Source organism: Herbaspirillum sp. FG34, from assembly GCF_057809315.1.
In genome coordinates, this window is sequence record NZ_JBMDJS010000003.1 from 363,934 (window position 1) to 385,138 (window position 21,205).

Annotated in this window: 17 protein-coding genes; 6 read left to right on the forward strand and 11 right to left on the reverse strand. The window is 65.0% G+C overall.

Annotated features, from left to right (window positions below; all coding sequences use genetic code 11):
- Positions 1–28: 28 nt before the first annotated feature.
- Together ACODSZ_RS05790 and ACODSZ_RS05795 are read left to right on the forward strand one after the other, a co-directional pair.
- Positions 29–1,483 carry an ATP-binding protein gene (locus tag ACODSZ_RS05790; RefSeq protein ID WP_488927225.1) on the forward strand — a complete coding sequence of 485 codons (1,455 nt, stop codon included), beginning with the start codon at positions 29–31 and terminating at the stop codon, positions 1,481–1,483.
- Complete coding sequence (locus ACODSZ_RS05795; RefSeq protein ID WP_175343749.1) at positions 1,480–2,223, forward strand: response regulator; 744 nt, start codon at positions 1,480–1,482, stop codon at positions 2,221–2,223. Before ACODSZ_RS05790 ends, ACODSZ_RS05795 begins: the two co-directional genes overlap by 4 nt.
- A gap of 158 nt (positions 2,224–2,381) precedes the next feature.
- Here ACODSZ_RS05795 and ACODSZ_RS05800 read toward each other — a convergent pair whose 3' ends face one another.
- The 4 genes from ACODSZ_RS05800 to ACODSZ_RS05815 form a co-directional block, all read right to left on the reverse strand.
- Positions 2,382–3,932: a methyl-accepting chemotaxis protein gene (locus ACODSZ_RS05800; RefSeq protein ID WP_175343750.1), complete on the reverse strand. Its 1,551-nt coding sequence runs from the start codon at positions 3,930–3,932 to the stop codon at positions 2,382–2,384.
- 180 nt (positions 3,933–4,112) lie between these two features.
- On the reverse strand, positions 4,113–5,591 hold the full coding sequence (locus tag ACODSZ_RS05805) for an efflux transporter outer membrane subunit (protein ID WP_488927226.1): 1,479 nt from the start codon (positions 5,589–5,591) through the stop codon (positions 4,113–4,115).
- A complete protein-coding gene (locus ACODSZ_RS05810; protein ID WP_488927227.1) occupies positions 5,588–6,820 on the reverse strand; it encodes an efflux RND transporter periplasmic adaptor subunit in 1,233 nt (410 codons plus the stop codon). Before ACODSZ_RS05810 ends, ACODSZ_RS05805 begins: the two co-directional genes overlap by 4 nt.
- Before the next feature lie 3 nt (positions 6,821–6,823).
- Positions 6,824–10,012, reverse strand: coding sequence for an efflux RND transporter permease subunit (locus tag ACODSZ_RS05815; protein WP_488927228.1), 3,189 nt, complete (start codon positions 10,010–10,012; stop codon positions 6,824–6,826).
- A 409-nt stretch (positions 10,013–10,421) separates the two neighbouring features.
- On the opposite strand from ACODSZ_RS05815, the gene ACODSZ_RS05820 reads away from it, so the two are divergent.
- Positions 10,422–11,300: an oxygenase MpaB family protein gene (locus ACODSZ_RS05820; RefSeq protein WP_488927262.1), complete on the forward strand. Its 879-nt coding sequence runs from the start codon at positions 10,422–10,424 to the stop codon at positions 11,298–11,300.
- Between the two features lie 22 nt (positions 11,301–11,322).
- Here the strand turns inward: ACODSZ_RS05820 and ACODSZ_RS05825 are convergent, their stop codons facing one another.
- From ACODSZ_RS05825 to ACODSZ_RS05840, 4 genes are all read right to left on the reverse strand, one after another.
- On the reverse strand, positions 11,323–11,694 hold the full coding sequence (locus tag ACODSZ_RS05825) for a c-type cytochrome (protein ID WP_488927229.1): 372 nt from the start codon (positions 11,692–11,694) through the stop codon (positions 11,323–11,325).
- Positions 11,695–11,737: 43 nt separating this feature from the next.
- Positions 11,738–12,961: an MFS transporter gene (locus ACODSZ_RS05830; protein ID WP_488927230.1), complete on the reverse strand. Its 1,224-nt coding sequence runs from the start codon at positions 12,959–12,961 to the stop codon at positions 11,738–11,740.
- On the reverse strand, positions 12,961–13,305 hold the full coding sequence (locus ACODSZ_RS05835; RefSeq protein ID WP_008333485.1) for a DMT family protein: 345 nt from the start codon (positions 13,303–13,305) through the stop codon (positions 12,961–12,963). The genes ACODSZ_RS05830 and ACODSZ_RS05835 overlap by 1 nt, the downstream gene beginning before the upstream one ends.
- 79 nt (positions 13,306–13,384) lie before the next feature.
- Complete coding sequence (locus ACODSZ_RS05840) at positions 13,385–14,119, reverse strand: hypothetical protein (protein WP_488927231.1); 735 nt, start codon at positions 14,117–14,119, stop codon at positions 13,385–13,387.
- Positions 14,120–14,332: 213 nt separating this feature from the next.
- Here ACODSZ_RS05840 and ACODSZ_RS05845 point away from each other — a divergent pair, with 213 nt between their 5' ends.
- Positions 14,333–14,665, forward strand: a complete 333-nt coding sequence (locus ACODSZ_RS05845) for a DMT family transporter (protein WP_008333487.1) — start codon at positions 14,333–14,335, stop codon at positions 14,663–14,665.
- Between the two features lie 14 nt (positions 14,666–14,679).
- Here the strand turns inward: ACODSZ_RS05845 and ACODSZ_RS05850 are convergent, their stop codons facing one another.
- Positions 14,680–15,621, reverse strand: a complete 942-nt coding sequence (locus ACODSZ_RS05850) for a GlxA family transcriptional regulator (protein ID WP_488927232.1) — start codon at positions 15,619–15,621, stop codon at positions 14,680–14,682.
- Positions 15,622–15,731: 110 nt separating this feature from the next.
- On the opposite strand from ACODSZ_RS05850, the gene ACODSZ_RS05855 reads away from it, so the two are divergent.
- Positions 15,732–16,550 (forward strand): SDR family NAD(P)-dependent oxidoreductase, encoded by an 819-nt coding sequence (locus ACODSZ_RS05855; protein ID WP_488927233.1) that lies wholly within the window; start codon positions 15,732–15,734, stop codon positions 16,548–16,550.
- Between the two features lie 214 nt (positions 16,551–16,764).
- Here ACODSZ_RS05855 and ACODSZ_RS05860 read toward each other — a convergent pair whose 3' ends face one another.
- Positions 16,765–18,114 carry a sigma-54-dependent transcriptional regulator gene (locus tag ACODSZ_RS05860; protein ID WP_488927234.1) on the reverse strand — a complete coding sequence of 450 codons (1,350 nt, stop codon included), beginning with the start codon at positions 18,112–18,114 and terminating at the stop codon, positions 16,765–16,767.
- On the reverse strand, positions 18,099–19,553 hold the full coding sequence (locus ACODSZ_RS05865) for a sensor histidine kinase (protein WP_241821894.1): 1,455 nt from the start codon (positions 19,551–19,553) through the stop codon (positions 18,099–18,101). The genes ACODSZ_RS05860 and ACODSZ_RS05865 overlap by 16 nt, the downstream gene beginning before the upstream one ends.
- Before the next feature lie 95 nt (positions 19,554–19,648).
- Between ACODSZ_RS05865 and ACODSZ_RS05870 the strand changes: the two genes are divergently transcribed.
- Positions 19,649–21,163, forward strand: coding sequence for a sensor domain-containing diguanylate cyclase (locus tag ACODSZ_RS05870; RefSeq protein ID WP_175343759.1), 1,515 nt, complete (start codon positions 19,649–19,651; stop codon positions 21,161–21,163).
- Positions 21,164–21,205: the final 42 nt, after the last annotated feature.

Below are 21,205 nucleotides of genomic sequence, written 5' to 3' on the forward strand. Positions count from 1 at the left end.
GATTCCACCGACCGCCTGCTGCATCCCCATGTCCATCGCCCACTCGATTGTCGAGCTGACCGACCGCCTCTTCTATCGCGCCAACATCCGCCTGAAACTCTTCTATGCGATGCTGGCGCTGATCGTGGTGGTGATCGCGGCCATCAATGGTGCCGGGCATTACATCTTCAACCGCGACTTCCTCGGTTATCTCAACGAGCAGGCCCAGCAGCGCATGGAAGACATGGTGCCGCGCCTGGAGCAGGCCTATCGCGAACATGGCAACTGGGACTTCATTCGCGGCAAGCCGCGCGTCTGGTTCGAGCTGATGAAGCCGGCCATCGTCGAACACAATGGGGTGGTCACCACGCCGGGGCCACCCATGACGGCCTCCGACCTGACCGGCGCGACGCTGCGCTTTTCCTTGCTGGATGCCCGACGACAACTGGTGATCGGCTATCCCAAGGTCGGTCCCGATGCGCGCCTGCGGCCCCTGCTCCAGGATGACGTGATCGTCGGCTGGGTGGCGCAGACGCCCTTTGAAAGCGTGATCGGTGCCCTCGACCTGCGCTTCCAGCAAAGCCAGTTCCTGGCCCAGCTCATCATTGCCGTGGTGGCGGTGATGCTGGCGGCCTTCCTGGTGGTGCGCATCTCGGGCGTGCTCACGCGCCCGCTCACGCGCGTGGCGCGGGCCACGCACCGGCTGGCCGGTGGCGATTATGCGATCCGGGTGGAGGTGGAATCGGGTGATGAAGTCGGGATGCTGGCGCAGGACTTCAACCGGCTGGCCATGACCCTGGAGCGCAATGAAAAACTGCGGCGCGAATTCATGGCCGATGTCTCGCATGAATTGCGCACTCCCCTGGGCATTCTCAACGGCCAGCTGGAGGCGCTGGAAGATGGCGTGCTGCAACCCGATGCGCAGACGCTGCACTCCCTCAAGAGCGAGGTGGCGCATCTGAACAAACTGGTAGGGGACCTTTATGATCTCTCCCTGGCCGATGCCGGTGCGCTCACCTATCGTCGCAGCGACATCGACCTGGTACCCTTGCTGCGCGAGAGCGCAGCCGTCTATGCCGAACGCTTCAGCCAGTGCGGCATGACGCTGACCTGCAGCCTGCCCGCTACCATGCCCGTGCACGCCGACGCGGCACGCCTGCAGCAGTTGCTCAACAATCTCTTCGAGAACAGCCTGCGTTACACCGACAGCGGAGGTCACCTGCAAGTGCATGCCCAACTGCAGCAACAGCACTGGCATCTGGTCTTCGACGACAGCGCGCCGGGCGTACCGCCCGAGGTGATGGCGCGCCTGTTCGAACGCTTCTTCCGGGTCGAGGCTTCGCGCAACCGCGCCAGCGGCGGGGCCGGGCTGGGCCTGGCGATCTGCCGGCGCATCGTCGATGCCCATCAGGGGACCATCGGTGCCACTGCCTCGCCCCTGGGCGGGCTGCGGATCTCGGTCGTGTTGCCGGCCCGCCTGGAGGATGAAGGGAATGCCGCATGAGTGATGGCTCCGAAGAATTCCGCTTTGCCGCCCCCGCCAGCGCCGATATCCTCATCGTCGAGGACGAGCCCAAGCTGGCCGAGTTGCTGCAGAAATACCTGGCACTGGCCGGCTACACCTCGCGTCATGTAGCACGCGGGGATGCGGCACTGGATGCGGTGCGCGCGCAGCGCCCGGACCTGATCCTGCTCGACATCATGTTGCCGGGCATGGATGGCTGGGAGATCTGCCGCCAGCTACGGACCTTCTCGGATGTACCGGTATTGATGCTCACTGCGCGCGCAGAGGAAGACGATCGCTTGCGCGGGCTGGAACTGGGGGCGGACGACTATATCGGCAAGACGCCGTTTTCGCCGCGCGAAATCGTGGCCCGGGTCAAGTCCATGCTCAGGCGCAATGCGCTGGTACAGCGTTCGGTGCAGGTCGGGTCGGCAGCGCAGATGGCCGCCCCGCTGGTCATCGATGAACTCCGCCACCAGGCCAGCGTACGTGGCGAACCGCTCAACCTGACGCCGCTGGAGCTGCGGCTGCTCAAGACCTTTGCGGCGGCACCGGGACAGGTCTTTTCGCGGGAACAACTGCTCAATCATCTGCATGATGATGATCGCTCCGTGACCGATCGGGCCATCGATACCCATATCAAGAACCTGCGCCGCAAGCTGGAACCCTGCTTTCCGGGACACAATGCGATTCAGGCGGTGTACGGCGTCGGGTATTGCTTTGCGTTGCCGCCGGATTGAAACGGGCGGCATCGCCTGGCGATGCTGAATCAGCGGCAGTTCATTGAACGCAATCTGAAAGTCACTTTCGATCAGGATTCATGAACGATGGCTTTACGTAATTAACGATTACGTAAAACCATCATGTTCAGCGATCTGTCAGATCCACCGGCACTGCATCAACGCTGGATCTTGAACACGCTCACCACCTGCGACAAGCGACCAGCCTGATCCTGCAAGGACTGCGCAGCAGCGGCCGCCTCTTCCACCAGTGCCGCATTCTGCTGGGTCACTTCATCCATCTGGGTGATGGCGCGATTGATTTCCTCGATGCCGGTACTCTGCTCGTTGCTGGCCGCGCTGATCTCGGCCACGACATCGGTGACGCGCTTGACGCTGGCCACCACTTCACTCATGGTCGCGCCTGCACGTTCGACCAGCTGGCTGCCGGCGCCGACCTTCTGCACCGAGTCATCGATCAACTGCTTGATCTCCTTGGCGGCGGAAGCCGAGCGCTGTGCCAGCGAACGCACTTCCGAGGCCACCACCGCAAAGCCGCGGCCCTGCTCGCCGGCCCGCGCCGCTTCCACGGCCGCATTCAGGGCCAGGATATTGGTCTGGAAGGCGATGCCATCGATAACCGTGATGATGTCGGCAATGCGATTCGAACTCTCGGTGATGCCTTCCATGGTCTGTACCACCTGTCCCACCACTTCGCCCCCCTGGCTGGCCACGTCCGAGGCCGAGGCCGCGAGCTGGTTGGCCTGGCGGGCATTGTCGGCATTCTGCTTGACGGTGGCCGTCAGCTCTTCCATGGCAGAGGCGGTCTCTTCCAGCGAACCGGCCTGCTCCTCGGTGCGCGAGGACAAGTCGAGGTTGCCGGTGGCGATTTCCTGCGAAGCCGTGGTGATGGCATCGGTGCCATGACGCACTTCACTGACGATCTTGTGCAGGCTGTCATTCATGGCACGCAGCGAGTGCATCAGCATGCCGGTTTCATCCTTGCTGTCGGAACGGATATCGACCGTCAGGTCACCCTGCGCCACCCGTTCGGCCACGCTCACCGCTTCGTTGAGCGGGCGCGAAACCGCACGCGCCACGGCGATGGCCAAGGCAAGGGCGATGACCACGATGGCCGCCAGCAAACCGAAGATCCACGCACGTGCCGACCTGAAGACATCGGTGGCGCTCTGGTCGGAGCGCGTGCTGCCGGCATCGTTGATCTTGATGATCTCATCCATGTTCTCCAGCATGCTGCGGAAGGTCTTGTTGGATTCTCCCTTGAACATCGCGCGGGCTTCTTCTTCCTTGCCGGCACCGGAAATGTCGGCGAGCTTCTTGTCGATCTCCAGATAGGCGGCGAAGCTTCGGGAGAACTTCTCATACGCCTGTTTCTCGTCCGGCTCCGACAACTGGGCTTCATAGGTGGCGCGCTGCTTGGCCAGAATGGCCAGTCGCGTATGGATGGCCTTGATGGCATCCTCGCGTTCGACGGGCGTGACCGCGGTGATCATCTGCAATTCCGAAATGCGCATGCGCGGCAGCGAGGCCTGGATCGACTGCGCCGCCTTGATCGAAGGCAGCCAGTTGGTGGCCATGTCGGTAGAAGCCTGGTTGACCGCCTTCAACTCGCTGATGGCGAAGATCCCCAGGATGACCGTCAGGACGATGACGGCCGCAAAGGAAAGGATGAGCTTCTTGGCAATCTTCAGATTGTTGAACCAGTTCATGTCTGCCTCGTTGTTCTTGCTCGTGGGAATATCACTGGCGATTCTAGGCAGGTCGGGAAGCGGCCATATCGTCGATTACACGGGCGTTTACGGGGCAATTGCAGCGCTTGTGACACGGCGCTGACAAGACCGTCAGAAATGTCCTCCCACTCCCCCGAAACTGGTCAGGCCACCAGATCACTACTTCTCTGCCGGCGATAAAGTTTGCGATTGCACAAGCGGCGCCCCGTCTCGGCGCTCATGCCAGTCGCCGCCCAGCGCCTTGATGAGAAACACCGACACCAGCAGGCGTTGCCCCTGCAACTGTGCCGCCTGGCGCTCGCTGTTGAGCAAGGCCTGTTGCGCGGTGATCACATCCAGATAGGGCGTGGCCCCACCCTCATAGCGGCTGCTGGCAATCTCCAGTACCCGACGCGCACTGGCGATGGCCGATTGTGCCTGCCGACAAGCCCGGTCCAGTGCGGCGATACCGGTAATGCCGTCTTCCACTTCCTGCATGGCCGTCAGTACGGTACGTCGATAGCTGGCCACGGCGGCGTTGTAGCCGGCCTGGCTCAAATCCACCCCCGCCCGCAGGCGACCGCCATCGAACAGGCTTTGCGAGGCCGACACCCCGAGCGACCACAGCAGGCTGGGCGCATTGAAGAGCGTAGCCCAGTTGCGGCTGTCGACTCCGTACCCGGGCTGCAGCATGAAGCTGGGATAGAAGGCGGCACTGGCCACACCGATCTGGGCATTGGCCGCGGCCATGGCGCGCTCGGCGGCAGCCACATCGGGACGGCGCTCCAGCACGTCCGAGGGCACGCCCAAGGGAATGTCCGGCAGCGCGACGGGTGCCAGCGAGGGCGCCAGGCGGAACACCGGCGCTGGGGTACCGATCAGGGTGGCGATGGCGTGTTCGTATTGCGCACGCTGGCGGCCGAGCAGATCCACCTGGGTCAGCGTGTTGTCCAGCAGGGCTTGCTGCTGGGCGACATCCAGTCCCGAGGTGGCGCCCAGGTCATGGCGGGAGGTCGCCAGTTCCAGCGCCTTGCGCTGCAGCGCGATGGCGCGCCGGACGACGTCGAGCTCGATGTCCAGCTCGCGCAGGTTGAAGTAGTTGCTGGCCAGTTCGGCCGTGAGCAACAGGCGCGTGTTTTCCAGGTCAGCCGCCGATTGCTGGGCCGAGGCACTGGCCGCCTGCACCGAACGTCTTGCCCGTCCGAAGAAATCCAGCTCATAACTGACGTTCAGGCCCAGTGCGAAATCATTCTGTACGGTGGCGTAGTTGGGCGAGTTGTAGTTGGTCAGGGGCCGGTTGGCCGAAATGCGCCCGCGCGCGGCCCGTGCGTTGATGCCGACCTGCGGCACTTGCGCCGCCCCGGCCACCTCCAGCTGTGCGCGTGCCTGCGCCAGTCGGGCCGCAGCAATGGCCAGGGTCTGGTTGCCGGCCAGTGCCTGCTGTTGCAGGGCGTTCAGCTGCGCATCGTTGAAACGTTCCCACCACGGGCCACGCGGGGCAGCATCCTGCGGCTGCATGGTGCGCCACGGGGCTTCCGGGGTCCAGGCGGCGGGCATGTCCACCTGCGGCCTCGCGTAATCCGGACCGCTGGCGCAGGCAACCAGCAGCAACGCACTGGCCAAGGCAAGCACAAGACTGTGGCGGCGCGGCAGGTTCATGAGGCAGCCTTCCTGTCGGCGGATTTGTCCTGCCTGTCCTTGGGCTGAACCGGTGCAGGTTCAACCTGATCGCCTTCGGCCAGCGAATCGGGGGGATTGAGGATCAGCTTTTCGTCGCCCCTCAAGCCGTCCAGCACTTCCACGGTCGCACCGAAATTGCGCCCCAGACGAACCTTCTTCAGCTGCACCCTGTTCTGTCCATCCACCGCCGCCACCAGCGAACCATCACGCCGGAACATCAGCGTATCGGCCGCCACCAGCAGTGTGCCACTGGGCTTCAACGGCAGGGCCACCTGCACGAAGGCCCCCGGTAGCAGCGCCTTGTCGGCATTGGCGAGCGTGACCTCGATCTGCATCGAGCGCGTGGTCGCATCGATGGCACCGGCGGTGCGCGCCACCTTGCCTTCGAACTTGCGTGCGCGCAATTCGGACTGGGTCACCGTCACCGGCTGGCCGGGCTTGACCAGATTGGCGTAGGCCTGCGGTACGTTCACGTACACGCGCAGCGGATCGGTCTGCGACAGCACGAAGAGCGCCCGCCCGGCACCCGGATCGATGAGATCGCCCACGTCCACGTTGCGGCGCGTGATGATGCCCGAGAACGGCGCCACGATACGCTTGAAACTCTCCACCTGGCGCAGGCGCGCGACATTGGCGTCTGCCGCCGCCAGGTTGGAACTGGCCTGGGCGAAGGCGCTGCGGCGTTCATCGAGTTCCTGCTGCGAGACGGCGTCCTTCTTGCGCAGGGCTTCCCAGCGCACCATCGAGCTCCTGGCCAGTTCCATGCTGGAGGCGGCCTGCTGGCGTGCAGCCAGGGCTTGCGAAAGCTGCTGGTCGATCTCGGGGGTATCCAGTTCGGCCAGCAGTTCGCCCTTCTTCACTTCGGCGCCGATATCCTTGGTCCAGCGCTTGAGATAGCCTCCGGCGCGCGCCGAGATGGGCGACTGCACGTAGCCCTGCAGGCTGCCCGGCAAGGTCAGCGTCTGGCCTTCGCTGCTGCTGCGGGCGGGTGCCACCCTGACGAAGACTTTGGCACGCTCGGCCGTGCCAGCCTCCAGTGCGCGGGCATTGGCGGCACGGCTGACCAAGGTGCGCGCGGCCCCCGCAGCCAGCAGCAGCAGGACCACGACCAGCACCAGTTTGGCGCGCCTCATCATCTGCTGGCGCTGTTGCGGCTCGCCCTCGCCAAGCGGGTGGATGCCGAGTTCGGAATGACGATCATGCGACATGGTTCAAGACTCCTGATGCGCGGGCCCGCCCGCCTGAATGCGACGTCTCTCGGCGCGGCGGGCCAGTCGCTGATGCACGCCGGCAAACACCACCGGCACGAAGAACAAGGTCGATACGGTGGCCAGCAACAGACCTCCGATCACGGCACGCCCCAGCGGGGCGTTCTGCTCGGCCCCCTCGCCCAGGCCCAGGGCCATGGGGATCATGCCGATGATCATGGCCAGTGCCGTCATCAGCACCGGACGGATACGGGTGGAACCCGCTTCCAGCGCGGCCGCCAGCGGTGTGGCACCGTCTTGCCTGCGCTGCCGCGCAAAAGCCACGATCAGAATGCTGTTGGCCGTGGCCACGCCCATGGTCATGATGGCGCCGGTCAAGGCCGGCACCGACAGCGTGGTGCCGGTGATGAAGAGCATCCAGGCAATCCCCGCCAGGGCTGCGGGCAAGGCGGCGATGATGATGGCCGCATCGATCCACGACTGGAAGTTCACCACCACCAGCAGGTAGACCAGCACGATGGCCATGGCCAGCCCCACGCCCAGGCCGATGAAGGAGGACTGCATGGTCTCCACCTGGCCGCGCATGACCACCTGACTGCCGCGCGCCAGCCTGGGCTTGATCTCGTCCACCAGGGTGGCGACCTTGTCGGCCACGCTGGCCAGGTCGGTACCCTGCACGCTGACGTAGACATCGATGGCCGGCGAGATGTTGTAGCGCGAGGCCACCGCCATCTGGCGTCCCGCATGCACATCGACCAGGTTGCCCAGCAACTGCGGCGGTGTGGTGGCATTGGCGCCGGCGCCCACCGGAATGTTGAGCAGGGCATCGAGCGAATCGACCTGGTATTGCGGCGACTGCACCGCGATGCTGTAGACCACGCCATTGTTGGGATTGAGCCAGAAGGCCGGCTGCGTCTGCGAGCTACCCGACAAGGCAATGAGCAGGTTCTGTCCGACGTTGGCCGCCGACAGGCCGAACTGCTGAAGTCGTGTGCGATCCATGCGCAGGTCCAGCGCGGGCGCATCCAGGCGCTGATGCACGTGGGCATCGACCGCCCCCGGAATCTGGCGGATCCGCTTGGTCAGTTCGGCGGCCAGGAGCGCGTTGGCCTGCATGTTGGGACCGGTGAACTGGACGTCGATGGCGGCCGGCAGGCCGAAGTTGAGAATCTGGGTGACGATGTCGGCCGGCTGGAAGAAGAACTCGATGCCCGGGAAGCGGCGCGGCAACTGCTCGCGCAGCAACGACACCAGTTCCTCGGTGGGGCGATGGCCCTGCTTCAAGGCCATCAGGATTTCACCATCCAGGGTACCGATGGTGCCGGCATTGCTGTAGGACAGGTTGATGCCGGAATTGGGTACGCCCAGATTGTCGAGGATGGTCTCCAGTTCGGAAGCCGGGATCAGGGTGCGGATGACACGTTCGACTTCATCGGCGGCGCGTGCGGTTTCCTCGATGCGGGTGCCGGTGGGCATGCGCATGTGCAGGCGGATCTGTCCGCCATCCACATTGGGGAAAAAGTCACGCCCGAGCAAAGGATAGAGCAGGCAGGACAGCAGGCAGAAGCCCAGGAAGCCCAGCGCGAACCGGCGCCGGTGCGCCAGCAGCGAGGACAACACCAGCGTGTAACCGTGGCGCACGCGCTCGAAACGGTTGTCGAAGGCACGATAGAGACGCTGCAACAGGCTCTGCCTGGTGCTGTCGACCTGGCCATGGTGGGCCATGAGCAGCATCACCAGCGTGGGCACCAGGGTGCGCGAAAGCAGGTAGGAAGCGGCCATGGCAAACACCACTGCCTCGGCCAGCGGCACGAACAAAAAGCGCGCCACGCCCGAGAGGAAGAACATCGGCACGAACACGATGCAGATGCACAGCGTGGCCACGAAGGCCGGCACGCCGATCTCGCCGGCACCGACGATGATGGCATCGTGCAGCGGTTTGCCCAGGTGCAGGTGGCGTTCGATGTTCTCGATGGTGACGATGGCCTGGTCCACCAGGATGCCGACCGACAGTGCCAGACCGCCCAGGGTCATGAGGTTGAGCGTCTCGCCCAGCGCCGCCAGCATCAGGATGGCCGCCATGATGGACAGTGGAATGGTCAGCCCGATGATGAGCGTGCTGCGCCAGTTGCCCAGGAACAGCAGCACCATGGCCGCGGTGAGGCCGGCGGCGATGAGCGCCTCGCTGATGACGCCGGTCACGGCTGCCTTCACGAACAGCGACTGGTCGAACAGCGGAGTGATCTTGAGGTCTTCCGGCAGGGTCTGGGCGGCCGTGGGCAGGAGCTTGCGCAGGTTGTCCACGATGTCCAGCGTGGAAGCGCCACCGTTCTTGAGGATGGACAGCAGCACACCGCGCGCGCCATCCTGGCGCACCACGTTGGTCTGGGGCGAGAAGCCATCGCGCACGTTGGCCACGTCCTTGAGATAGATGGTGGCGCCATTGGTGGTGCGCACCGGCAGTTCATTGAGGCCCGCCACCGCTTCGGGCGAACCGTTGATCCTGACCGCGTATTCGGTTGCGCCGAACTTGGCGGTGCCGGAAGGCAGGATCAGGTTCTGCGTATTGATCGCATTGACCACATCGATGGGGGCCAGCCCGCGCGCCTGCAGGGCCTGGGTATCGAGATCCACCGAGATGAGCCGGCTCTTGCCGCCGTAGGGATAAGGCACGGCCACGCCGGGTATGGTCACCAGTTGCGGACGCAGGGTCTGCACGGCGGCATCGAAGACGCTCTGCTCAGGCAGCGTGGGCGAGGACAGCGCCAGCTGCATCACCGGGATGCTGGAGGCGGAGTACTTGATCACCAGCGGCGGCGTAATGCCCGGTGGCAGTTGCCGCACCTGGGTCTGCACCGAGGCCACGACCTGGGCAATGGCGGTCTGGATGTTGGCCTTGGGCTGGAAGAACACCTTGATCACCGTCACCCCGGCCAGCGACTGCGACTCGATGTGCTCGATGTCGCTCACCACCGTGGTCAGCCCACGCTCGTTTTGCGCAGCGATGCGCTGGCCCATCTCCTGGGCCGACAGGCCGTTGTAGTTCCAGATGATGGAGACCACCGGGATATTGATCTCGGGGAAGATGTCGGTGGCCATGTTCTTCAGCGTCAATGGCGTGGCCAGCACGATGAGCAAGGCCATCACGATGAAGGTGTACGGGCGGCGCAAGGCCAGCGCAACCATGTTCATGAACTGCTATCCCTGTGAAACGGGCAGGCCGGACCGGCTGCCCTGTGGCTCAGCCCTGCCCGCAGCCGGCATCCCGTGCGATGTCGGCCGTCCTCTCCCGTGATGCTGCATGACCTCTGGCGCGGCCTGGCGTGTTTCCCCGGTGTCCCGGCCGCGTTGCCTGAATGTGCGCTTGTTATGCGCTGCCCTGCGCCCCGATGTTGTTCTTCTGGGACCGCGCGGCGTGGCTATTGTAACGGCCTCGCAAGCCGCGTGCAGAAGGCTTTTCGACAAATCGCTTTCTGACAGAAATGTCAGCGAAGCGCTTCTCGCCGGCTGCCAGCACATCCGGAAAAAAGTCCACATGAAGGACCCGGCAAGAATGCGGTCGCTATGGCACACTGCCCTTCCTTCTCGCCATTTCTGCATCATGGAATTCCTGCGCCAGCGCATCGAAGCCAACGTCCTCGCCATCAGTCGCGGCCCCGGCAGTGCCGACTTCCTGCAGCCGCCGGGCGACCCCGGCCTGTTCGGCCCGGACTCGGCGGCCTGGCAGGTGCACAGTGACTTCACCGCCATGCTCACCGGCGGCGTCGCCGCGCTGCTGCTGCAGATGCTGCATCCACTGCCGCTGGCAGGCGTCTGGGACCACTCCAACTTCCAGGCCGACATGCTGGGCCGGCTGCGCCGCACCGCGCAGTTCGTCGCCGGCACCACCTTCGGCAGCCGGGCCGACGCCGAGCGACTGATTGCGCGCGTCAGGCAGATTCATCTTGGTGTCACCGGGACTGCGCCCGACGGACGCCCTTATGCGGCCAGCGATCCGGATCTGCTGACCTGGGTTCATGTGGCCGAAGTACATTGCTTCCTGCAGGGCTATCTGCGTTATCGCCATCCGGATTTTCCGGCGGCACGGCAAGACCGCTATCTGGAGGAGATCGCACTGGTCGCCGAAGCCTTGGGTGCACGCGAGGTGCCGCGTTCAAGGGCGGCCATCGCCGATTACATCGACCGCATGCGACCGCAATTGCGTTGTGACGACCGTACCCGCACGACCTTGCAGCTGGTCCTGCATGCACCTGCTCCCAACCCGGTAGCACAGCCCTGGACGAGGTTGATGATGCGCGGCGGCGTGGACCTGCTGCCACCTTGGGCGCAGGAGATGCTGGGTGTGAGGCCGCGCGGACCGATGCGGCGCGAACTGCTGCGCCGCTCGGTATGGCTGGCTGCGCAGCCTGTCCGCTGGGCCATGCGCAATGGCTCCATTCATCTGGCCCGCAGACGCATGGGCTTGCCGCCGCAGGCCTGAGGAAGAGGGTGGCAATGTCGCCCTAGGGATTGAAGCTGCGCAGGTAGGCGAGGATGTCGTCGATCTGCTTGTCGCTGCCGATGCCCCAGAAGCGCATCTTGTTGCCGGGGACCACATCGCTAGGGGCCTTGAGGAAGGCGCGCAACTTGTCTTCGGTCCAGATGAAACCGGCCGATGTCATCGCCGGGGAATACTTGAAATCGACGGTCGAGCCGGCCTTGCGCCCGATCACGTTGGTCAGCTGCGGACCAAAGCCGCCGCGCGCCGAGGGGCCGACCGCATGGCAGCTGGCGCATTTGGCGAAGGCGGCACGGCCGGCGACGGGGTCGCCGGCCGCGTGGGCCGCCAGCGGAAGGCTGGCAAGACAAAGGACAAACAACAGGCAGGAACGCATGATCGACTCTTGAAAGTTCTACCCTGGCGGGCATGCGGGGATTCTAGCGCTGAACCGCCATCGGTGCGGCCCCATGTTCCCGCCGCTGCGCCAGCGCACCCCACACCCCCAGCGCCAGCAAGGCGATCCCCGTCAGGGCAGCAAAGGCCGCGCCATAACCGTAGTGCCTGGCCACCACGCCGGCCAATGCCGGGCTCATGGCTGCACCGATGGACTGGATGGTAGTGACCGCGCCCAGGCCGATGTTGATGTGGCCGCTACCCTGCAGGATGCGCGCCACCGAGCCCGGCAAGGCCACCCCCAGCAAACCCGCGCCGACGCCATCGAGCATCTGCACCGGCAACAGCGCCCAGGCCGAATCCCAGACCCCGGCTACCAGGCCGCGCACCGGCAACGCCAGCAGAGCCACGGTGATCAACAGCCAGTAGCCCTTGCGGTCGGCGAACCGACCCGCAAAGAGCGCCGTGGGGATCATCACCAGTTGCGCCACGATCACGGTCAGCGCCGTATAGAGCGCCGGATCGGCATTGCCGCGCGAGACCACCGACTGGCTCAGCAAGGGCAGCATGGCCGCATTGCCCAGGTGGAACAGCATCATCACCAGCGCCAGCAGCATCAGTGCACGCGAACCGGCCAGCACACGCCAGGCGGACACCTGCGGCTGGTCGGCGGCACGTTCAGGATCGAGGCCACGGGCGACATCATGGTCGATGTCCTCGGGCCGGATGCGCGAGAGGCACACCAGCGACGCCACCGCCATCACCGCCATCAGCACGAACACCGCCGGCAAGCCCCAGAAGTAGCCGAGTGCACCGGCCAGCGCCGCCGAGAAGACATTGCCGCCGTGGTTCCAGGCCTCATTGTTTCCCAGCTGCGCAGGCAAGCCCTGCTGGCCGACGATGCCCAGCGTCAGGCCGGCAATGGCCGGTCCGATGATGGCGCCGACGATGCCGGTGCCGACCTGCGAGAGGGCCGTGACCGTGAAGCTGGACGAGATCAGCAACAGCAGCGAGCCCGCCACCACCAGCACCGAACCGATTCCCACTACCAGCCGCTTGGCGCGCACCGCATCGGTGAGTGCGCCGGCAGGGGTGGTGGCGAGCATGCCGGCGATACCGCCCAACGTCATCACATAGCCGATGTCGTCAGCGGCCCAGCCATGACCCATCAGGAAGACGCCCAGGAAAGGGCCGAGTCCGTCGCGCACATCGGCCAGGAAGAAGTTCAGCCTGGACAGCCAGGCAATGGAGCCGGCGCTGGCATTCATCAAAGGGGCCCCTTGAAGATGAAGAAGGCGCCCAGGCAGATGCAGCCGAAGCCGACCAGGTGATTGATGGTGAACTGCTCGCCCAGGTACAGCACCGAGAAGATCGAAAACACCACCAGCGTGATGACCTCCTGCATGGTCTTCAGTTCGGCGGCGTTGTAGACGGTATGGCCGATGCGGTTGGCGGGCACCGCGAAGCAGTATTCAGCCAGGGCGATGCACCAGCTGACCAGGATCACCAGGTACAGCGGCCGGTTCTCGAACTTGAGGTGGCCATACCAGGCAAAGGTCATGAAGACGTTGGAGATGATGAGGAAAACGATGGGAAGGATTTTTGGCGACATGGTTCTTGTTCTTGATCAGATGGATGAAATGACACGCAGGACATCGGCCAGAGCGGCCGCCTGCCCGTGCCGCAAACCATTATCGGACGCGGCTGTACAAGGGTTGCAAGGAATCGGCGCTGGCGCCGGCATCGATGGCCTCGATGGCGGTGCCGACACTGTTGCGGGTTCCCAGGCCATTGGCAGCAAATGGCGCGCCGGGTTCCAGCGGGGTGCGCAGGCTGTCGGGGGCGAAGCGCACGATGCTGCCGTCATCAAGGATCACGCCATTGGCTTGGCCACGCGGGTCAGTCAGCACCAGGGCGATCTTGCCGCGCACCGAGAGCTGGCGCAATTGTGCTGCGCGCAGATGCGGCGGCAGCGGCGGATTGGCATCGAAGGCAGGCGGGCGGTCGATCACGGTCTGGCCATTGGCCAGGTTGACGATGGCATCGGCCTTGATCACCCCGGCCGCTTCCGCCTGGCCGAACACGCGCACCGACTGGCCCGGCCTGACGGCGTTCTGCAGGGTCTGCGACAGGTGCGGAGGGAACTTGACGACCGTGCGCTCACCCACCATCAGGCCATCGACTTCGCCATAGGGATTGATCAGCAGACGACTCACGCGACCTTCGGTGATGGGCGCCTGGGAGGTCATGGCGGCATCATAGGTGGCAGGCGGGGGCGCCATGGGCGCAGCGAGCGGCGCGGCGCCCGGCGGCGGGACCGGCACGGCCTGGGCCTGGGCCTGGGCCACCATCATCGATCCGGACAGGACCAGGGCCAGGGCCGGGAACGCAACTGGCCAACGAGGAAGCAAGGTGGAACGGGACATGACAACTCCTTTGCGCTGTGAGGTGAGAGAGGTACGCTCTCTTTTTTGCAAACCCCGTGCCTGCCATGAATCCCTTGAAAATCAATGACTTGAAACTATTCCTCGTCGAGTGGTGTCCGTTCTCGTGACACCCTGGCGTCCGTTGCCGGACACTGTCCGCGCCGCGCGCCGGCACACGTTGAACGACTTGATTTATCCACAGGAGAAACCCGCATGTCCGCTTACCTGACCCTGGCGGTCGCCATCGTCGCCGAGGTGATCGCCACCACCGCCCTCAAATCCTCACAGGGATTCACGCGTCTCTTGCCGGGCATCATCGTGGTACTGGGCTACGGGGTGTCCTTCTATTGCCTGGCGCTGACCCTGCGCACCCTGCCCACCAGCGTGGCCTATGCGATCTGGTCCGGGGTGGGTCTGGTGCTCATCACCCTGGCGGCATGGCTTGTTCACCATCAGCGGCTGGACTGGCCGGCCATCGCAGGCATTGCGCTCATCGTGGCCGGCGTCATGGTGATCAATCTGTTTTCGGCCAGTGCGGCGCACTAGGGGCTGTTCACACCTCAGGCGCGCACTTCGCGCCGCATCGATTGCGGGGCCACGCCAAATCCGCGCAGGAACACTTCACGCATGTGGCGGCGATCCCTGAAACCCGTCTCGCGCGCCACCACTTCCAGCGGATGACGGCTCTGCTCGATCATCAAGCGCGCCGCCTCCAGCCGCAAGCCCTCGATGGCCTTGGCCGGGGATTGCCCCGTCTCTGCGGTAAACACCCGGGTGAACTGGCGCGCACTGAGGTTGGCCTGCTCGGCCAGCTCTTCCACCGTGAGGGCGCGCTTGAGATGGCGGCGGGCATAGTTGAGCACATCCTGGATGCGGTCGGTCTTGGGTGCCAGCGCCAGCATTTCGGAATGCTGCGACTGCCCACCGGCGCGATGCTGGTGCATCACCAGCTTGTGCGCCACGCCGCGCGCCACCTCCTCGCCCAGGTCCTTGCCGACCATGGCCAGCGCCAGGTCCAGCCCGGCGGTCATGCCGGCCGAGGTCCACAGGGGGCCATCGACGATGTAGATGCGGTCGTCTTCCACCTGGATGTCGGGGAAGCGCGTGCGCATGGCGGCGGCGAAGGCCCAGTGCGTCGTGGCACGGCGCCGTGCCAGCAACCCCGACTCGGCCAGCACGAAGCCGCCGGTGCAGATGCCGGCGATGCGCCTGGCCCGCTTGGCTGCGCGCTGCAGGAAGGCGCGCTCCCCGGCACTGGCGGGCGACTCCAGCGGATCGCCCACGCCGCAGACGATCCAGGTATCGATGGTGGCCGAGGCGGCGGCCTTGCCGGTCGTGACCCGCATGCCCAGAGACGAGGTGAGATCGCCGCCCTCGACCGAATAGTTGTGGATCCGGTAGAACTCGTGGCCGACCACCTTGTTGGCGTATTCAAAGACCGACTGCGTGGCCAGGCCCATGACCTGGAATCCTTCGGTGAGCAGATAGCCGATGTGGTGCATGTCGTGACTCCGTAACGAATGTCCTAAAACACGACCATATACGTCATTTCGGAAGTCTGCAAGCGGCCTAAGATGCACTCCATCGACACACCTCACTCAAGGAGAACCGCATGAACCAGCCGCAAAACCAAGTCCACCGTGGCACTGCCCTCGTCACCGGCGCATCCTCCGGCATCGGGGCGATCTACGCCGACCGCCTGGCACGCCTGGGCTACGACCTGATCCTGGTGGCCCGCAACCGCGAGCGCCTCAATACCCTGGCCGCCAGCCTGACCAACCAGACCGGCCGCAGCGTCGAAGTGCTGGAAGCCGATCTCGGCCAGGCCGATTCGCTGGCCCAGGTGGAAGAGAAACTGCGCAGCGATGCCAGCATCACCCTGCTGGTCAACAATGCGGGCATCGGCACCCACACGCCGCTGCTGCAAAGCAAGGTCGAGCACATGACCGGCATGATCGCCCTCAACGTCACCGCCCCGACCCGCCTGACCTATGCCGCCGTGCCCGGTTTCGTGGCCCGTGGCCGGGGTGCGGTCATCAACATTTCCTCCATCGTGGCCGTGGCGCCGGAAGTGCTCAATGGTGTCTACGGCGGCAGCAAGGCTTTCGTGCTGGCCTTCTCGCAATCGCTGCACCACGAACTGGCGGCCCAGGGCGTGCAGGTGCAAGCCGTGCTGCCGGGCGCCACCGCCACCGACTTCTGGGCCATCGGCGGCCTGCCGGTGGAGCACCTGGACCCGGCCATCGTGATGTCGGCCGAGCAGATGGTCGATGCGGCCCTGGTAGGATTCCAGCGCGGCGAGCTGGTCACCATCCCCTCGCTGCATGACGAAGACGCCTGGACCCGTTTCGAGAGCGCACGCCAGCACATGGCCACCCAGCTCTCCGCCAATACCCCGGCGCCACGCTACACCGGCACCGATCTGCACTGAGTAGCCCGGATAGACCGTTTTTTGTCCCGATATGAACCTTGCCGCGACGGCCCGCTACGGGCGGGCGATTGCGGCCCCCCACCCCAGACCACGTGAAGGAAAATCATGAAACTGACTGGTGTCAACGCGACTTCAGTCGCCAATCCCATCCCCGTCTGATCGTCACGCACTACGCCGTGGCGGGTCTGCTGCCGGAACACCGCATGCAGCAGGCTCAAGCCCCTGCCCCGCCCTGTTCTTCCAGCTTGCGATACAGCTGCTGGCGCGAGATGCCCAGTCGGCGGGCGGCTTCGGCACGATTGCCGTTGGCCGCCGCCAGCGCCCGTTGCAGCATCACGCGTTCAACCTGTGCCACCGCCACCGCCAGCTCGCCATCCCAGTCGATGGCCATGTCGCGGCCTTGGCCGGCCGCGCTGCGCTCGTCCAGTTCGATATGCTCCACCTCGATGCTGGCACCGTGGCTCATCACCGCGGCACGCTCCATGGTATTGCGCAGCTCCCGCACGTTGCCCGGCCAGGCATGCTGCAGCAGGCGGCGCGCTGCGGCCGGGCTGATGCGCTTGGGGGTATCGCCCCCCTGCTGGCGCAGGAAATGCTCGGCAATGGCGAGGATGTCACCGGGACGCTCGCGCAGCGGCGGCACCTTGATCGGCAGGACCTGCAGGCGATACCAGAGATCCTCACGGAAGCGCCCCTCGCTGATTTCCTGCGGCAGGTCACGGTGGGTGGCGGCGATCACCCGCACATCCACCTTCACCGCCTGCTGGCCACCGACCGGCGTGAGTTCGCGTTCCTGCAGCACGCGCAGGATCTTGGCCTGGGTCGGCAGGGCCATGTCGCCGATCTCGTCCAGGAACAGCGTGCCGCCATGGGCTTCCTGGAAGCGGCCCAGGCGCGCTGCGGTGGCGCCGCTGAAGGCGCCTTTGACGTGGCCGAACAGTTCGCTCTCGATCAGCTCGGCGGGAATGGCAGCGCAATTGACGGCCACGAAGGGACGCGCCGCGCGCAGGCCGTTGCGATGCAGGGCGCGCGCCACCAGCTCCTTGCCGGTGCCGGTCTCGCCCAGGATCAGCACGGTGGCGTCGCTGGTGGCAGCACGCCCGATCTGCTTGAACACCTGGCGCATGGCCTCGCTGTCGCCGACCAGGGCATTGCGTTCGCTGCTGGCTGATGTGTCTGGCGTCATTGCCGTATCGGCGCGGGCCGCGCTCTGGCGCAGGGCGCGTTCCAGCGTTTCCACCAGGGCAGCGCGCGGCACCGGTTTGGTCAGATGATCGAAGGCGCCCAGGCGGATGGCTTCGATGGTGTTGTCGCCGCTGGCGTAAGCGGTCAGCATGATGCAAGGGATGGCCGCGATGGCCGGGGCACGCTGCAGGAAGACCAGGCCATCTTCCTCCGGCATGCGCAGGTCGACGATGGCCACGTCCACCGCATGCGCGCCCAGCAGTCTCAGGCCGGCGGCAGTACTGCCGGCTTCCAGCACCTCGTGACCCAGGTCGCCGACGGTCTCGGCCAGGCTGCCGCGAAAGGCAACATCGTCATCGACGATCAGGATGCGCGCCATGGCAACTCCATCTCGAAACGGGCGCCGCGTTCACTGGCGGCCAGGTTGATCACGCCACCATGCGCATGCACGATCTCGCGCACCAGCACCAGGCCCAGCCCGGTGCCACCACTGCGCTGGCTGACGAAAGGGTCGAACAGACTGTCACGCAAGGCCTCCGGCACGCCCGGTCCGTCATCGGCCACCCACAGCACCAGCCAGCCATCGTCGCGCAGGCGGGCGCCAAGTTCGATATGACCACCTGCAGTGCCATGCGCCAGGGCATTGAGCAGCAGATTGTCCACGGCGCGCGCCATCTGCACCGGATCCAGCGCACTCGTGACGAGACGCCCGGCAAAGCTGCCCCTGTCGATGGCGGCTTGCAAGCGCACCTGTTGTCGCTCGGCCAGTTCGGCATGGGCCTGGCAACGGGCATCGATCCAGGCCGACAGATCGGTGGCCTGGCGCTGCACCTGGAAGGGCTGCGCCAGCGCCAGCAGGCTGGCCACCAGCGTATCCAGGCGCTCGGTCTGGCTGACCACCATTTCCAGCGCGCCGGTCACGCGTTTCTCGCGCACCTGCGGGGGGGCGGCCAGGGCATTCTCGGCCTTCATGCGCATGGCGCCAATGGGATTGCGGATCTCGTGGGCCATGCCGGCAGCGACCCGGCCCAGCGTGGCCAGGCGTTCGGCATGGGCGAGCTGGCTGGCCAGGCGTTCGGACTGGCTGCGCCAGCGCGTGAGCGTAGCGCCCAGCCATACACCGCTGATGATCACGAAGGCCAGCAGCAGGGCGCTGGCTACCAGCAACTGATTGAGCACCGTGGCACTCATCACGGGGACGCGCTTGAGGGTCCAGGCGGCCAGGGGCAGCTTGTCCAGCGGCACCGGACAGGCGGCAAACACCACCGCCTCGCGCAGGCCGGGACGCACGTCGGTGACGGTAGTCCCGCCATCCAGGGCGCGCTGCGCCATCGAGACGATGCGTTCCATTTCCGCGCCCGGCGGGTCGCGCTTGATGCCGCTGCCGTCATAGGTCGGGAAGGCATAGGCCACGACATTGCGCTGCGGATGCCAGAAGCCCCCCTCCACTCCGGCCTGATCGCGCAGGGACAGGTCGATCACCGCCTGCATGATCGCACTGCCGGGCAGGCCATCTCCGTCGGTGGCAATGCGGGGCGCGCCACTGCCGGAAGAGAGCGCGTGCGCCAGGCCCGCGCTCATGGTTGCACAACTCACGGCGGCCTGGCCGGTGGCCTGGCTGATCTGCGAGGAGGCGCCCTGGCGGCTCAGCTGCAGCAGCAGGAAGGCCAGGATGAGGGCGATCAGAGCAATGAATGCCCACAGGATGACCAGGTCGCGCTTGATGGTGTTCTTGATGTTCAGGATGCCTCCGGCACGGCGCCAGTTCGGTTGGCGGCGCTCGCATTTGACCATGAAGCGGGCGACCAATGAAACCATGTGACAGACGGTGCTGCACACCGGTTCATCATTTGTTGCAGGACAATCACGTTGCCGCCGATCAAGATGGAAGCGCGTTTTGCTTTATGCGTTAATTGCGCCTGGGCATTCGTGGGGGAACAAAAATCAAGCAGTTGAAGAAATACCTGGTCGTCGTCCTGGGCATTGCCATGCTGATGGTGGTGGCCATGTGTGCCAGCACGCTCTATCAGAGTTACCGCCAGACCCGTCTTTCGGCAATAGCCAACGCCAACAACGTGACGCTGATCTCCCAGCGCGCCATCTCGCGCAACCTCGAAGTACTGTCGCTGTCGCTGGACACACTGGCCTACCGCTACCAGCATCCGCTGGGTGGCCACCGGCTCAACGAGGCGCAGCGCTATGCCTATCTGTTCGGCAGCGCACCCAGCGTCAGCAACATCACGGTGATGGCCGTCATCGGCCCTCGCGGCGAGGTGCTGGCAAGTTCGCGTCGCCGTCCTGGCGAAGCCGCCCCCAATTATGCCGACCGTGCCTACTTCACCGCGCACCGCGATTCGGCCAATGTCGGCCTGTACGTTTCCCGTCCCATGCGGGCCAAGCTGGGCAATGAACTGCAGGTGGTGGTGCTGTCCAAGCGGCTGTTCAATGAAGACGGCAGCTTTGGCGGCATCGTCGTCATGGCGCTGGACCTGGCTTATTTCCGCGATCTGTTCGAAGGCTTGTCATTGGGCGCCAATGGCGTCATCTCGCTGTATTCGGACGATGGCGTGGCCTACATGCGGGTGCCTTACCGCGAGGACATGATAGGACGCGACCTCAGCGGCAGCGGCAATTTCCAGCATATCAAGAACGCTCTGCAGCATGAGGAGGGCAGTTTCTTCGCCCGCGCCAACAGTGATGGCCAGGAGCGGCTCTATACGTTCCGCCGCATTCCCGATTCGCCGCTGATCGTCTTCGTCGGCTATGCGCAAGAGACGATCTTCAAGAGCTGGCGCAAGACGCTGTATGCAGTGCTGCTCTCGCTGTTCATCTTCGCCTTGCTCTCGGCCTATCTGCTCTCGCATATCCGGCAAGAGCTGCGTCGCCGGGTGAGTACCGAAAGGCGCCTGGAGGAACTGGCCCTCACCGACGGCCTGACCGGGCTGCTCAATCGCCGCGCTTTGGACGATGCCCTGCAGGCCACCTGGGAGCGCTGCCGGCGCAATCTGAATTCGACCTTCTCGGTGCTGTTCATCGATGTGGACTATTTCAAGCTCTACAACGACACCTATGGTCACAAGCTGGGCGACGAGGTCCTGCAGGAGGTGGCGCAGGCCATTGCTGAAAACCTGCCGCGCAACACCGACTGCGCCGGCCGCTACGGCGGCGAGGAGTTCGTGGTGCTGCTGGAACTGACCGATGAACAGGGCGCCCGCCTGATGGCGCAGCGCCTGTGTGACGCGGTCTACAGCCGCCTGATCGTGCATGCCACCAGTCCGCTGCGCGTGCTCACCATCAGCGTCGGTGTGGCGACGCTGCAGCGCGAACATCATCGTCGTGTGGAGGACGTGCTCAATGCCGCCGATGCGGCCCTGTATCGCGCCAAGCGGGATGGGCGCAATGCGGTGCGCATCAGTGGCGTGGCGTGATGCACGTGGATGCGGACTCCAACAAAAAGGGCGCCATTGTCA